Here is a 14,706-nt window from a genome sequence, read left to right on the forward strand (position 1 = left end):
TAATTACGGTGCAAACATACAAGTAAAACTACTAGTTTACAAACTAGTACACGTTTTTGTAAAAAGTTTTCCAAACGCCCACTTTTTCGTTATCGCGGTATTTACCTTTTGTTTCTATTTTACCATTCTTATAAAAAGTTTTCCATATACCTTCTCTTTCACCTTCTTCATACTTTCCTTCCTCTTTTAACTCACCAGATTCATAGTATACCTTTCGAATTCCGTGAAGTTTTCCGTTTTTGTAATTGGCTCTATGAAAAGGCTTGCCATTGGTATGGTAATATAGTACCAAACCATCAAATTCTTCTTGGTTAGGAGTTTTTACAGTACTAAAACCCTCCATTTGTACTTGACCATTTTTGTAGTAATCTACAATCCAAAAGCCGTCATTCATTCTTTTAGGAGCAGGTCTATAAAACTCATGCTCTCCTTTAGTTGTTTCTTGCCAGTTTTTATCAAACCAAATAGTATCTTGTGCATTGACTGAATTGGTTATAAAACCAATAAAAAAGGCAATTATTAATGTTGAAGTTTTCATAATAGTAGGGAATTTAGGTTAAAATAGGTCTCGCGCCAAAACCCACACTATCACAAATATAATGATTTTTTTGGCAGTATGCAGCTAAATTATTCTTAATAAACGCTTCAATTTCAATCTTTTCCGAATTAGGGTATAATACATGTACATTAGCGCCTGCATCTAAGGTAAAGCAAACATTGCTATCGTTTTCATGTCTGTACTCCCATATTTTATTGATGATTTCTAACGTGTTCGGTTTCATTAAAATGAAATATGGACTACTTGTTAACATCATTGCATGTAATGTTAAAGCTTCGCTTTCAACAAGGTCAATAAATGCTTTAATATCTCCATTTTGAAGGATTTTTGAAAGTTTTTCTAAGTTTTCATTGGCCTGATTAAAACGATTTTCAGCATACGGATGATTATGCATTAAATTGTGACCAACAGTACTTGAAACTTGCTTTTCACCTTTATCAACCAATAAAATAGTATCTTGGTAGTCTTCAAAAATAGGATGAACTTTATAAGGGAATTTTGTGCCGAATAAATCTGAACTTCCTTTAATCTCAGGATGATTTCCCCAAACGACTAATGGTCCTTCAATACTTCTACTGGCACTTCCTGATCCTAAACGAGCTAAAAAAGAAGCTTTTTTATTAATATATTCATCAGTTAAATTTGGATTTAATTCTTTTTCCAAATTCATTAAACACATAGCAATTGCACTCATTCCACTTGCAGAAGAAGCAATACCACTACTGTGTGGAAATGAATTTTCAGAAGAAATAACCATGTTATACTCTAAAATATATGTACAGTATTTTTGTATTCTTTCAAAGAACTTGGCTATTTTAGGTTTAAAATCATCTTTCTTTTTTCCTTCAAAGTACAATTCAAATTCTACTTGGTTTTTTGGTAATGTCTTTGTGAATTCAATTTTTGTAGTTGTATGGCAATTATTCAATGTAAAGCTTATTGAGGCATTTTTAGGAATTTGAGGTTCGCTTTTTCCCCAGTATTTTACCAAAGCAATATTACTAGGTGTCTGCCATGTAACTGTTAAGTTATCTACTTTTTTATCTTGAGAAAGAAATAAGAAATCTGATGTATCCAACGTATAATAATTTTGCTGTAAAGATAGAATTTCGCTTACACTTGTGCTAATGAATTTTTAATTAGGTATTTTTGTTGTATGAGAAAAATTAAACTGATTTGGGACTTTAAAGGTCCTGATGGATTGGAAACGGCAAAACATCACTGTATTCATTTAAAAGAGTTTGCGCAGATTGATAGTTTGCCATATCATGAAGTAAATTTTGTATCTTTAAACGAAATGCATACTATTGCTTTTATGGTGGTTGATGAGGAATACATGAAAACCTTTAGAGATGCATTGAAACCTCATAGAGGAGAATTAGCATAATATAACACAAAAAAAATAGATCTATGTTTTTAATTAATGCCTTAGCAAAACCAAAAAAATCTTCTGAACATTACGATGAAGTTATCGGAGCCTATGTAAGCTTGTATATTGATTATAAAGATATTGAAGGAGCTATGCGATTAGCAAAGTTTTATATCAAAAATGAAGGCTGGAAAGTAGTAGAAATAGAAGACGAATATTTTACGTTAGATTCTGTGGATGATGTAGAAGATAATGAGCAAAAAGAATTGTATGAAGAAGCTGTAGAGTATGGATACTCTATTATTTTTAATTGCTACGAAGAAGAAGGAGAAGACGAAGATTAAAAAAAGCATGTCATTTCGAACGGAGTGAGAAAACTTAATTATTTTCGTTCGAAATGATATTTTATTTATTCAGCAATTGCATTAGCACAAATAAAACCACCTGTCCAAGCATTTTGAAAGTTGAAGCCACCAGTAATGGCATCAATATTTAATACTTCACCTACAAAAAACAAGTTTTTGTGTTTTTTACTTTCAAAACGTTTAAAGTTAATTTCTTTTAAATCGATACCGCCAGCAGTAACAAACTCCTCTTTAAAAGTAGTACGTCCATTTGCATTGAATAATCCTTTGGTTAACTGATCTGCTAAGTTTTGAAGTTGCTTATTGCTCAAATCAGCCCAGTTTTGGTTGTTTTTTATTTCTGAAGCCATTACCAAACGTTCCCATAATCGGCGAGGAATATCACTAAATGGAGATTTTAAACTAACTTGTTTTTTAGTTTGTGATTTTTTTAACTCTTGTAATGTTGAAAAAACTGAATCGGTATCTTGTCCTAACCAATTTACCAATACGTTATATTGATAGTTTTTATCAGCTAAAATACGAGCACCAAAAGCGGATAATTTTAAAATAGCAGGACCACTCAAGCCCCAATGGGTAATTAGTAATGGACCAGAATTTTCTAAATTTGTTCCAACAAGTGTAACTTCTGCATTTGGAACTGATATTCCGCCTAAATCAATAATTCGCTTGTCTTTTATGTTGAAAGTAAATAAAGAAGGAACAGGTTTAATAATTGTGTGATTTAACGTTTTACATAAATCCCATACTTTTTTACTACTTCCTGCGGCAACCACTACGAAATCAGCTTCAAAATCTTGATTTTTTGTGTTGATAATCCATTTCTCATTTTGTTGATAAATGGAGTTTACACCATGGTTTTTTAACACGCTAATTCCAAGGTTATCAACAGCGTTTTGAAAACAATCTATAATAGCTTGTGATGTATTTGCTTCTGGAAATACTCGATTGTCTTCTTCTATTTTTAAAGGAACTCCGCGATTTTCAAACCATTCAAAAGTATCACCCGTCATGAATTTATGAAAAGGACCTAATAACTCCTTTTTACCTCTCGGGTAGAATTTTGTTAGTTCTTTAGGTTCAAAACAAGCATGTGTAACATTGCAACGACCTCCACCAGAAATTTTTACTTTTTGTAAAACCTCTTTTCCTTTCTCAAGAATAGTAATGTCCAATTCAGGATTAATTTCTTTTGCATTAATCGCAGTAAAATAACCTGCAGCTCCACCACCAATAATAATAACTTTTTTCATCTTTTTTATGTCAGTTCGAGTAATTTTCGGTAGAAAATTGTATCGAGAACTTTTTTAAATCATCTCGATACAAATTTATTTCATTCTTCAATAAATTCACTCGATGTAACAGGCTTAATTTTATAAAATTATTTCTTTATAGGTGAGGATAGTATTGAATCCTTTTTGTTGAAAATAGCTTGTAGTATCTTCATTTCCTGTAGCTAAAATAAAATCACCACCCCAAGCGCCTAAACTTTTTACTTCACCAAAATAGTCAGAAAATAACCTTTGTTTTACAGTGTCTTGTTTTATAATTAAACTAATGATTTGCTCATGCTCAATAATGATTTTTTCTAAATCTTTAGAAGTGTTAGCTTTTAAAAACTCTTGAGTTAAATTGTGAATTTCAGGAATTAAGATCTTAGCTTCTTCTTTGTGTTTTTTATAGTGAGCAATTCCTTCTCTGCTATTTTGTTTTTGGTTTAAATGCACAAAAAATAATTCTTCAGAAAAATGTGGATTGAAATTTACTTCTTGAATATGAGGTTGTTTTTCTTCTAGTTTATATAGAATCGGAGTGTTATGTTTTGCACAAGCGATATCGTAACCACTTCCAGAAAAAGCGTTCCAAAGTAAGGTAAACGGATTTACATTTGCCCAAGTAGCTATATTATTAATTAAGGTTGAGGAACTTCCTAATCCCCAGTTTTGAGGAAATGTTAGATTTGTCTTTACAACGAAACCGTTTTCAGTAGTTAGAAATTCAGGATTTAAATGTTTTGCTTCTTGTAAAATATCACGTAGTGTTTCACCAATAAACTCAGCACTTCCTTCTTTGTCAGAATTAAACGTAGCTGAGGTTAAGCGTAGTTTGGGTAAATCAAAAGAAGCCTCGAACCAACATTCTCCAGTATGCGTAAAACTTCCCCAGATAAGTTGTGATTCTTTAATTGGTTCAACAATTAAGTCTTGTCCAAACTTAGTAGGAATAGCTAACGATGTTGCACCATCTAAAACAACATATTCTCCAGTGAGTAATAATTTTCCGTTAGAATAGTGTCGCATTATACCAGTCCGAATTGTTTAAAGTGATGTGTAAAATGTTTTACTTGGAATTTTTTCCAATATTCATAATCTAGCTCTCCAAAAAATGGATGTACAACTGTTCGGTTTGGATTTTCATTAAAAACAGTTTCGAAGTGCTGCACTTGCTCAATCAAATCAATAATAGCTTCGTTCATAGAACTAAACTTTAACGGAGTTGGAGCTTCTGATAAAAATGGAGCTTTAAATCCAGTTTGTAACTCATTATCAGAATTTAAAAATGGTTTTCTTCTAGCTGATTTCTCATCAGAAACATAGGTGTCAACTTTCCAGTTTCCATTTGCTATTTGAGTAACCAAGCTTAAATGTTCTACCATGTGTTGTCCACTCATTTTACCAAACAAAGGTTTTGCATCGGCTTTTAAACTTAAAAGAGTATCACGTACTTCTTCTACGTTTAAAAAGTCTACCCATTGTACTTTTGGCTTACGAAGCTCATTTAACTTTTCAACCACGGCACTATGAGAAGCTGTTCTGTCTTCAAAATAGGCGGCTACAATTTCTTTTTCTTTATTGGTAGCTTTGTGTTGATTTAAGATGTTCATCAAGTGCATTTTCATATGCCCATGTTGAATTCCTTTGGTTGTTAAAGCACGCAAAGCAGCAAAATTTTGAGCTAAACCAGCAGCAGCAATAATTTGCATTAAAGTGCGAGCACTAGGTTTTTGCATCATATCTAACGATAATTTTGCCATTGGGTGTAAGGCAGTTAATCCACCCACAGTTCCTAATGCTAAAGGAATTTCAATCCAAAATCTAAAAATACCGTCTTTTACTTCACAGTGAGTTAAGCTTTTATATTGTCCGTCTTTTGAAGCATACGCATGTGCACCCGCTTCAATAGCTCTAAAATCGTTTCCAGTAGCTAATACAACAGCATCTATTCCGTTCATAATACCTTTGTTGTGCGTAACTGCACGGTACGGTTCTACCTCTGCAATTTTAACAGCTTGTTCAAACTTTTGAGCAAACTTCTCAGGATTCTTTCCGCCCAATTCGGCTACTTTACAACTTACTTCCGCTCTAACTAAACATTCAGGAACGTAGTTAGAAAGAATGCTCATAACTATTTCAATATTATCTTTTCTAAAAGTCTTTGCAATAGCTTCTAAACAAGAATTAATAAAGTTAGCTCCCATACTATCTTTTGTTTCAAACGTAACATGTAATTGATAGTAGTTTGCAAGCTTATCTGTTTTATCAACTAACTGAATATCTAATATTCCGCCACCACGTTTTTCCATGTTTTTGGTAATAGATGCGGTAGCTGTGTATAATTCTGTTTTTTGTTCGTTGAAATAAGAATGTAATTCCTTTTTATCTCCAGCGTACATAAAATGTACCTGACCAATTTTTGTAGTAGAAATTACTTCTGTTTTAAATCCTCCACGAGTACTCCAAAACTTGGCAACTAAAGAAGCAGCAGCAACAACAGAGCTTTCTTCAACCACCATTGGTATTACATAACTACGTCCGTTAATAATAAAGTTAGGAGCAATGCCGTAAGGCATATAAAAATTAGAAATGGTATTTTCAATAAAATCATCATGCAATTGTTGTAGCTTCTCGTCTACATTCCAATATTGCGTAATAGTTTGTGTAATTTCTGGTTGATTGTTAAAGTAAGTTTTTGCCAACCAGTCTATTTTTTCTTCTTTGGTAAGTTTAGAAAAACCAGAGATCGTTTTAGACATTCTCAATTCATTTTTGATGGCTCAAAGATACGTGAATCATGTTAAAATGCTTGTGTTATTTGGTTTTTATGATTTTTTTGAGCGGGTTTTTGGCTATTTTTCCGTAAACTTGGCAAACTTTTTAGATAAACAACAACTTAACATGAAGAAATTATTATTATTGTTTATTGGGATATCTTCGCTAGTACAAGCTCAAAAAAAAGATATTTCTTTAGAGGATATATGGCGAAAAGGCACATTTAGAGCCGATTATATGAACTCTTTAAATTCTATGAATGGAGATTTTTATTCGTTATTAAATTATGAGAATGGAAGTTCTACTGTAGATAAGTACAGTTATGAAACATTAGAAAAAGTTGCAACGATTGTTGATAGTAAAGATTTAGCTGGATTAAAATATTTTCAATCATATAGTTTTAATAATGATGAGACCAAATTAATTTTAGGAACAAACTTCAAACAAATTTTCCGTCACTCATATTTAGGTACATTTTATGTGTATGATATTGCTAAAAAATCATTAGACTTAATTGGTACAGATATTCAAGAACCAACTTTTTCTCCTGATAGTAAAAAAATAGCATACGCTAAAGACAACAATTTATTTATTAAAGATTATTCAGATGCCAATGTGGTAATTCAAATTACCAATAGTGGTAAAAAGAACGAAATCATTAACGGTATTACTGATTGGGTTTATGAAGAAGAGTTTGGTTTTGTAAAAGCTTTTGAATGGAGTAAAGATAGCAAAAACTTAGCTTATTTACGTTTTGATGAAAGTAAGGTTAAAACTTTTTCAATGGATGTGTATGGAAAAGAAAAATACCCAACACAACATGTATTCAAATACCCAAAGGCAGGTGAAGAAAATGCTAAAGTAGCTTTACGTATATTTTCATTAGAAACGAATAAAACTGCAGAAATTAGAGTAGGAGATTATGAATATATTCCTAGAATTAACTGGACAAACAATCCAAACATATTAGCTGTTAGAACATTGAACCGTCATCAAAATGATTTAAAAATGTATTTTGTTGATGCAACTACTTTTAATAGTTCTGTAGTTTTAAATGAAACAGATAAAGCATATGTAGATATTACAGACGACCTAACTTTTTTAGACGATAATAGCTTTATTTGGACAAGTGAAAAAGATGGATACAACCATATTTATCACTATGATAAAGACGGTAAATTATTAAATCAAGTAACGAAAGGAAATTGGGAAGTTACTTCTTACTACGGATATAATGCTGATAAGAAAACTATTTATTACCAATCAGTAGAAAACGGTTCTATTAATAGAGGAGTGTATAGCATTTCTTTAGACGGTAACAACAAAAAGTTATTGAGTAACTCTACAGGAACAAACAACGCTGCTTTTAGTAAAAACATGCACTATTTCATCAATACTTTTTCTGATGCAAATACACCACCAGTTTACACGCTAAGAAATGATGAAGGTAAAGTATTAAAAACTATAAAAGATAACGCAGCTTTAAAAGAAACTATTGCAGGATATAATTTAAGTAAAAAAGAGTTTTCTACTATTAATGTTAACGGTAACGACTTAAATATGTACACTATTAAGCCTGCAAACTTTGATGCAAATAAAAAGTATCCAGTTTTAATGTATCAATATTCAGGGCCAGGTTCTCAAAATGTAAAAAATAGTTGGAATGGTTCAAATGATTATTGGCATCAAATGTTAGCACAAGATGGATATATTGTTGTTTGTGTTGATGGTAGAGGAACAGGTTTTAAAGGTCGTGATTTTAAGAAAGTTACTTATATGAACTTGGTGAAGCATGAAACTGAAGACCAAATTTCGGTGGCTAAAGAGTTAGCAAAATTACCATATGTTGACGCGAATAGAATTGGTATTTGGGGATGGTCTTTTGGAGGTCATATGAGTACGAACTGTTTATTAAAAGGAAACGATGTGTTTGCAGCTGCAATAGCTGTGGCACCAGTAACTACATGGCGTTTTTACGACACTATTTATACTGAGCGTTACATGCGTACTCCAGAGGAAAATCCTGCAGGGTACGATGATAATTCACCATTGAACTATCCTGAGTTATTAAAAGGAAAGTATTTATTAATTCACGGAACAGGTGATGATAACGTACACGTACAAAATGCTTACAGAATGGCAGAAGCGTTAATTCAAGCTAATAAGCAATTTGAGTGGGGAATGTATCCAGATAAGAATCATGGTGTTTATGGAGGAAATACTCGTTTACACCTGTATACCAAAATGACCAACTTTATTAAAAACAACTTATAAACTAAAACAATATATTATGGCTAAAAATGTAGCAACCGAACGGGAAATATTTGGACATCCAGTAGGATTATTTATGCTGTTCTTTACAGAGATGTGGGAACGTTTTTCATATTACGGAATGAGAGCTTTACTGGTTTTATATTTAATTAGTGAAGTAGCAAGTGATAATCCAGGCTTAGGGTGGACTAAAAGTGATGCTAGTAGTTTATACGGTTGGTACACAATGCTTGTTTACATTACTCCAATCATTGGTGGAATTATTGCCGATAAAATTTTAGGATTTAGAAAAGCTATTATTATAGGAGCTGTATTAATGACATTAGGGCATTTATCATTAGCTTTTGAACCGATGCCAGCGTTTTATCTAGGGCTTGGTTTATTAATTGTAGGTAACGGATTCTTTAAACCTAACATTTCTTCAATTGTAGGGCAATTATACCCAGAAGGAAGTGATAAAAAGGATTCAGGATATACTATTTTTTACCAAGGAATCAATGTAGGAGCTTTCTTAGGATCAATTTTATGTGGTTACTTAGGAGAAACTTTAGGATGGCACTATGGTTTTGGGTTAGCAGGTATATTCATGTTTATAGGATTAATTCAGTTCCATTTAGCGCAAAAAATGTTTGGAGAAATTGGATTAGCGCCAAAGAAAGAAGTTTCTAAAGAAACTACAGAAATAGAAAAAAAGCCATTAACAAAAGTTGAAACTCAGAGGTTAATAGTTGTTGGTGTCTTAGCGTTTTTCTCTATCTTTTTCTGGGCGGCATTTGAGCAAGCAGGTTCAAGTATGAATATTTTTGCAAGTGAATATACTGATAGAAGTTTAGAAGGGACAGGAGTAATTGTATTTAAAATTTTTGGAGCTTTACTATCAGCTTTACCAGTAATAATTTTAACATGGTTATTTGTAGGAATGTTTAAAGCAATTGGTAAAACGTATGCTACAGCAATGATGTTTATGGCACTAAGTGTTGTTATTTTGTGGGGAATTATTGGATACATGATTTACAATCAGTTTTTTGATGAAAACCCGGAGGTACCAGCAACATGGTTTCAAAGTTTAAATGCGTTATTTATCTTCACTTTAGCGCCATTATTTTCTTGGATTTGGCAAAAGTTGGCAAAGACAAAATACAACCCTAATGGACCTCAAAAATTTGCTATCGGTTTAATATTATTAGGATTAGGTTTCATACCTATGGTAATAGGAGCGGCAAATATTGGTGGAGATTCAGTGCAAAAGGCTAGTATGATCTTTTTAGTTTTTGCATACTTATTACACACAATGGGAGAGTTAAGTTTGTCTCCAGTAGGACTTTCTTATGTAAATAAATTATCACCAAAAAGATTACTAGGTATTATGTTTGGTATTTGGTTTTTTGCTTCTGCTATGGGGAATATGATTGCAGGAACTTTTTCAAGTTATATGGAAAAGATAGCTCAAGAATCTTCTATGTCTGATTTCTTTAACATCTTAGTTTGGATACCAATCACAGGAGGTATTGTATTATTCCTTTTAAGTTTTCCACTTAAAAAGTTAATGCACGGAGTAAAATAATAAGGAACATTTAACCTCATGATAGTTTTTTTATCATGAGGTTTGTTATATATAAACGATAAATAAATATGAGTTCAGTTACATCAAATGATTTTTTTAAATCAAAAGTACTAGGGCATCCTTCGGGATTATTTGTGCTTTTTTTCACAGAAATGTGGGAGCGTTTTTCGTTTTACGGAATGCGTGTATTATTAATAAACTTTTTAACAGCAGCAGCAATTGGCGCTAATCCAGGTTGGGAGTGGTCTGCAGAAAACGCAGGAGCATTATTTGGTACCTATGCAATGTTATTATACTTAACCCCAATTTTAGGAGGTATCATAGCCGATAAATTAACAGGATACCGTTGGGCAGTAGTTATTGGTTCGATCATTATGACCTTAGGGCATGCTGCAATGGCTATTGAAACAGAGTTTTGGTTATATGTAGGTTTAGCTTTATTAGTAATAGGTACAGGTTTTTTTAAGCCTAACATGACGTCTATTATTTCAGAAATGTATAAAGACTTACCAGAAAAGAAAGATGGTGCTTATACTATTTTTTACATGGGAGTTAACGCAGGAGCTTTCTTTGGAATGATGCTATGTGGATACTTAGCAGAAAAAGTAGGTTGGTCTTGGGGATTCGGTTTAGCTGGAATCTTCATGTTATTAGGAACGTTACAATTTTGGTTAGCGAAACCATTATTCGGTACTATTGGAGATGTTCCTTCTAAAAATGGAAAAGAGGAAGCTGAAGTATCAGCTACAGAAACATCTAACGATAGCGATAAAACAAACCCTTTTACAAGTTTAGATAAAATTTTAATCGCGATTGCTTCGGTAATTGGTTTAGGATATGCAATTAACGATCCGTTATCAAAAATTGGAGGAATAGATCTTTTCGGAGCCTTAAAAGTAGGTGATTTTGATGGTCAATACGTAGCTGTATTATTTGGTTTAGCGGTATTCTTATTCTTGACAATTTCTCGTATATCAAGATATACCAGAATTGTAAGAGATAGAATGATAGCGGTAATTATTTTCGCATTCTTTACGGTATTCTTCTGGATGAGTTTCGAGCAAGGTGCAACTTCATTAATCCTTTTCGCGCGTGATAATGTGGATAGAGTATTAACAGGTAATGCACAAACAGTATTTAACATAGTAAATACATTATTAACAGTAATTCCTTTACTAATTATTACTTGGGTGTTGTATTTGTTAGGAAAAGAAACAGGTAAAAGAATTCCAGCGTCAAACATTGTGTTAGCAGTATGTTTCTTAGGGGTTTGGGCATTAGTAGGATGGATGCTATATGCTGAGTTTTCTGCTGAAGCTTCAGAAATTACAGTTTCTTGGTTCTCAATCTTAAACTCGTTCTTTATCATTGCATTTGCAAACTTATTCTCTAAGTGGTGGGATTCAAAATACAATCCATCTGCAGCAGTTAAATACGGTTTAGGTTTAATTATTATGGCTGTAGGTTTTGGTTTATTAGCATTTGGAGCTTACGGAATAACTGATGGAGTTAAAGTAAGTATGGTATGGTTAATCTTAGCATATTTATTCCATACATTAGGTGAATTATGCTTGTCACCAGTAGGACTTTCGTATGTATCTAAACTAGTTCCAGCACGTATGATCGCATTTATGTTTGGTATGTGGTACTTAGCTATTGCAATCGGAAACAAGTTGGCAGCAGTTTTAGGAGGTCAAATTGAAAACATTACAAAAGAATACAGTTTGTCAACTTTCTTCTTAATTTTTACAATTGTACCAACAATTGCAGGACTTTTAGTGATAGCTTTAAATCCAGTAATTAAAAAATTAATGCATGGGGTGAAATAACCCTAAGTAAACGTTAAAAATAACTTATTAAAACCTGTCAATATCAAAGTTGGCAGGTTTTTTTGTAATTTTGGAATACTTATTGAGACTTTAAGGATATGAAAAAAATAATAGTAGTAGCGGTTTTCGCCATTATTTCATTTGGAATAAGAGCACAAGAGAATAAAGTTAATTGGTTAACTTTTGAAGAAGCGATGGAAATGAGTGAGAAAGAGCCTAAGCCAATTATGGTAGATATTTATACTGATTGGTGCGGATGGTGTAAAAAAATGGATAAAACAACGTACCAAAACAAGGTAATTATAGATTACATCAATACACATTACTACCCTGTAAAGTTAAATGGTGAAACTAAACACGATATTATGTTTCAAGGAAGAACTTTCACTTACCAAGCACAGGGTAGAAGAGGATATCATGAATTAGCAGCAGCGATTATGAAAGGGCAATTAAGCTATCCTTCAACAGCATTTTTTAACACAGAAAGACAATTGTTACAAAATGTTCCTGGGTATTTAGAAGAAAAAAGATTCGAAAAAATCTTAGCCTATTTTAACAAAGATAACTACAAGAATATACCATGGAAAGAGTTTGAAAAAAACTTTAAAAGCGCCATGTAATAACTATTCATTAATAATATAAGCACCATTTTGACCTGTATACCAAAATGGTGTTTTTTGTTTGTTGCAAGTTTCTTTCCATCTATTAACATACGATTTGTAGTTGCTTCCATCCGCAATTATTTGTTGAGGTTTTAGCGTAGTAATTAATCTGTTTAAATTGATTTTAGGACTGTTTTGTAGTAGCACTATCGGATTTTTAAGTCCGTTAATTTGATAAACGCCTAAGCTATCTATAATCAAGATTTGTTTGTTGTTGAAAGATGTAACGTTAAATACTGAATCTGTATTTTTAGAAAGAATATGTTCACCAATTCTGTATGATTGTAAAAGTTTTTCTTGTTGAAGAATGGAATCACTTATCGAACTAAAAACGTGTAGTTCGTTACCATTTCTTTTTCCTAAAACAGTATGCCTGCTTTTGTGAAATACAATAAACTCACTTTTGTTTTCCTTCTCTTGTTTTTCATAAAAATAGATTCCTTGTACAAGAAGAATTGATGTAAATAACAAAACAATACTTTTAGCCGTTTTCCGAATCCAAAATTGAAAGAAGAAGATGGTAAATACATACCAAGCCAACATCGCCCAGAAAGACATCGATATTTCTGTTAATAAAAAATCTTCTTGATGAGCAACCCAATCAACGAAGTGGTTCATCAAAGAAATTACGAATCCGTACGCATTAGCTATAGATTGAGGCAAGATATTGAAGGTTGCTAATAGAATAATTACGATTCCGCAGCCTAAAATTGTTCCTAAAACGGGAATGATAATTAAGTTAGATAAAATAAACAATCCTGGAAACTGATGAAAATAATATAAGCTAATAGGTAAGATTCCTACTTGTGCGGCTATTGAAACTGTAAATAGTTGCCAACCTTTGTCGAGAACTCGTAAATTAGGTTTCCAATAATCATAAAGTAATGGTTGTACCCAAACAATACCAAAAACGGCTAAATAACTGAGTTGAAATCCAACATCAAATAAGAACATGGGTCTTATCAATAGTAAAAATAGCATGGAACTAATTAAAGAAAACTCAATAACCTTCTTCCGTTTAAAAGACAATCCGATAGCTACAAAAGTAAACATGGTTACGGCACGTACTACAGAAGCTGATAAACCTGCAATAAAAGCAAAAGACCAAAGTAATAAGATGATGCAAGTAGTTTTAATAAGCATTCCATGAGGAAGTTTTTCCAAAGGTTTAAATAGATAGGAGAGTAGCAATAACAAAATACCAATATGCAGCCCTGAAATGGCTAGGATATGAATTGCACCTGCATTGGTATAGCTTTCTAATAATTCTTTAGAGATTTCTTGACGTTGACCAAGTAGTAAAGCATTAATCACAGCAAATTCATTGTTTGAAAAATGATATTGTTTTAAAGAATTTTGTACTTTTTCTCTAATACTAGCTGATAAATTGATTAAAGAAAAACCTGCATCATGAAGCTGTTTAAATTGCTGTTTACTTAAAAACACTTGATGATAGATGTACTGTTTTGCTAAATACTGTTTATAATCAAATTGATGTGGGTTTAAAGGTGGAATCAATTCTTTAAAAGGTGTTTTAATAAAAATCTGATTACCGACAGTAAGAGAGGTTTCTGTACTGTCTTTTTGAATGTTTAGAAGAATAGTTCCGTTTGTTTTGGAGGAATCAACCTGAGAAACTTTAGCAATGTATTTTGTATAATAATTTCCGGGTTTTAATACTTTTTGAATAGTTAGTACAGATGATGAGTCATCTGTTAATTGATGTTCGTAATAATTCGTATAATTCTTTGGATTGTGAATATAGGCAGTGCTAATTCCGATAGAAACAAATAATAGTAAGCTAACGATACTAAACACTTTTCGCATTTGAAACCTTTTTAAAAAGTAGAGAGCATTTAGAAAAACTAGTAATAAAACTCCTAAATAAAGAAGGTTAAAATGCCAAATCTGTGTGTAAAACTGAATTATTATTCCAATAATCACACATAGCAAAAAATGAAAAGGAGGGTATGTAAGCAGCTTTTTCATAACCTTTTAAAGTTATGAAAAAATTAAATAAAAATAGTATTCATTTGAA

At 32.1% G+C, this 14,706-nt stretch carries 12 protein-coding genes; 6 read left to right on the forward strand and 6 right to left on the reverse strand.

The window, feature by feature from the left end:
• Nucleotides 1–43: 43 nt before the first annotated feature.
• Both Q0663_RS03190 and Q0663_RS03195 read right to left on the reverse strand, forming a co-directional pair.
• Complete coding sequence (locus Q0663_RS03190) at nucleotides 44–538, reverse strand: toxin-antitoxin system YwqK family antitoxin (protein ID WP_159494825.1); 495 nt, start codon at nucleotides 536–538, stop codon at nucleotides 44–46.
• Between the two features lie 13 nt (nucleotides 539–551).
• Nucleotides 552–1,637, reverse strand: a complete 1,086-nt coding sequence (locus tag Q0663_RS03195; protein ID WP_299006201.1) for a diphosphomevalonate decarboxylase — start codon at nucleotides 1,635–1,637, stop codon at nucleotides 552–554.
• 78 nt (nucleotides 1,638–1,715) lie between these two features.
• On the opposite strand from Q0663_RS03195, the gene Q0663_RS03200 reads away from it, so the two are divergent.
• Together Q0663_RS03200 and Q0663_RS03205 are read left to right on the forward strand one after the other, a co-directional pair.
• Nucleotides 1,716–1,946 carry a hypothetical protein gene (locus Q0663_RS03200; protein ID WP_125066775.1) on the forward strand — a complete coding sequence of 77 codons (231 nt, stop codon included), beginning with the start codon at nucleotides 1,716–1,718 and terminating at the stop codon, nucleotides 1,944–1,946.
• A gap of 23 nt (nucleotides 1,947–1,969) precedes the next feature.
• Entirely contained in the window at nucleotides 1,970–2,272 is a 303-nt protein-coding gene (locus Q0663_RS03205) for a hypothetical protein (RefSeq protein ID WP_299006211.1), read from the forward strand.
• 65 nt (nucleotides 2,273–2,337) lie between these two features.
• Here Q0663_RS03205 and Q0663_RS03210 read toward each other — a convergent pair whose 3' ends face one another.
• From Q0663_RS03210 to Q0663_RS03220, 3 genes are all read right to left on the reverse strand, one after another.
• A complete protein-coding gene (locus tag Q0663_RS03210; protein ID WP_299006213.1) occupies nucleotides 2,338–3,546 on the reverse strand; it encodes an NAD(P)/FAD-dependent oxidoreductase in 1,209 nt (402 codons plus the stop codon).
• Between the two features lie 120 nt (nucleotides 3,547–3,666).
• On the reverse strand, nucleotides 3,667–4,593 hold the full coding sequence (locus Q0663_RS03215) for a GYDIA family GHMP kinase (protein ID WP_299006216.1): 927 nt from the start codon (nucleotides 4,591–4,593) through the stop codon (nucleotides 3,667–3,669).
• Nucleotides 4,593–6,326: a hydroxymethylglutaryl-CoA reductase, degradative gene (locus Q0663_RS03220; RefSeq protein WP_299006219.1), complete on the reverse strand. Its 1,734-nt coding sequence runs from the start codon at nucleotides 6,324–6,326 to the stop codon at nucleotides 4,593–4,595. The genes Q0663_RS03215 and Q0663_RS03220 overlap by 1 nt, the downstream gene beginning before the upstream one ends.
• A gap of 142 nt (nucleotides 6,327–6,468) precedes the next feature.
• Here Q0663_RS03220 and Q0663_RS03225 point away from each other — a divergent pair, with 142 nt between their 5' ends.
• From Q0663_RS03225 to Q0663_RS03240, 4 genes are all read left to right on the forward strand, one after another.
• Nucleotides 6,469–8,616, forward strand: coding sequence for a S9 family peptidase (locus Q0663_RS03225; RefSeq protein WP_299006222.1), 2,148 nt, complete (start codon nucleotides 6,469–6,471; stop codon nucleotides 8,614–8,616).
• 16 nt (nucleotides 8,617–8,632) lie between these two features.
• Nucleotides 8,633–10,177 (forward strand): peptide MFS transporter, encoded by a 1,545-nt coding sequence (locus Q0663_RS03230; protein WP_299006225.1) that lies wholly within the window; start codon nucleotides 8,633–8,635, stop codon nucleotides 10,175–10,177.
• A gap of 68 nt (nucleotides 10,178–10,245) precedes the next feature.
• Nucleotides 10,246–12,006 carry a peptide MFS transporter gene (locus tag Q0663_RS03235; protein WP_299006228.1) on the forward strand — a complete coding sequence of 587 codons (1,761 nt, stop codon included), beginning with the start codon at nucleotides 10,246–10,248 and terminating at the stop codon, nucleotides 12,004–12,006.
• Nucleotides 12,007–12,104: 98 nt separating this feature from the next.
• Entirely contained in the window at nucleotides 12,105–12,626 is a 522-nt protein-coding gene (locus Q0663_RS03240) for a DUF255 domain-containing protein (protein ID WP_299006231.1), read from the forward strand.
• Nucleotides 12,627–12,629: 3 nt separating this feature from the next.
• Here the strand turns inward: Q0663_RS03240 and Q0663_RS03245 are convergent, their stop codons facing one another.
• The gene (locus Q0663_RS03245; protein ID WP_299006235.1) at nucleotides 12,630–14,657 is read right to left on the reverse strand and encodes a ComEC/Rec2 family competence protein; all 2,028 of its coding nucleotides are present in this window, start codon (nucleotides 14,655–14,657) and stop codon (nucleotides 12,630–12,632) included.
• Nucleotides 14,658–14,706: the final 49 nt, after the last annotated feature.

It is taken from the genome of uncultured Tenacibaculum sp., assembly GCF_947504135.1.
Lineage (GTDB): Bacteria > Bacteroidota > Bacteroidia > Flavobacteriales > Flavobacteriaceae > Polaribacter.

What these genes read in the sequence shown, in the direction of transcription:
- Q0663_RS03235 (WP_299006228.1), top strand. Translation starts at nt 10,246, where the DNA reads ATGAGTTCAGTTACATCAAATGATTTTTTTAAATCAAAAGTACTAGGG.
- Q0663_RS03245 (WP_299006235.1), bottom strand. Translation starts at nt 14,657, where the DNA reads ATGAAAAAGCTGCTTACATACCCTCCTTTTCATTTTTTGCTATGTGTG.
- Q0663_RS03205 (WP_299006211.1), top strand. Translation starts at nt 1,970, where the DNA reads ATGTTTTTAATTAATGCCTTAGCAAAACCAAAAAAATCTTCTGAACAT.
- Q0663_RS03230 (WP_299006225.1), top strand. Translation starts at nt 8,633, where the DNA reads ATGGCTAAAAATGTAGCAACCGAACGGGAAATATTTGGACATCCAGTA.
- Q0663_RS03240 (WP_299006231.1), top strand. Translation starts at nt 12,105, where the DNA reads ATGAAAAAAATAATAGTAGTAGCGGTTTTCGCCATTATTTCATTTGGA.
- Q0663_RS03220 (WP_299006219.1), bottom strand. Translation starts at nt 6,326, where the DNA reads ATGTCTAAAACGATCTCTGGTTTTTCTAAACTTACCAAAGAAGAAAAA.
- Q0663_RS03225 (WP_299006222.1), top strand. Translation starts at nt 6,469, where the DNA reads ATGAAGAAATTATTATTATTGTTTATTGGGATATCTTCGCTAGTACAA.
- Q0663_RS03210 (WP_299006213.1), bottom strand. Translation starts at nt 3,546, where the DNA reads ATGAAAAAAGTTATTATTATTGGTGGTGGAGCTGCAGGTTATTTTACT.
- Q0663_RS03200 (WP_125066775.1), top strand. Translation starts at nt 1,716, where the DNA reads ATGAGAAAAATTAAACTGATTTGGGACTTTAAAGGTCCTGATGGATTG.
- Q0663_RS03190 (WP_159494825.1), bottom strand. Translation starts at nt 538, where the DNA reads ATGAAAACTTCAACATTAATAATTGCCTTTTTTATTGGTTTTATAACC.
- Q0663_RS03215 (WP_299006216.1), bottom strand. Translation starts at nt 4,593, where the DNA reads ATGCGACACTATTCTAACGGAAAATTATTACTCACTGGAGAATATGTT.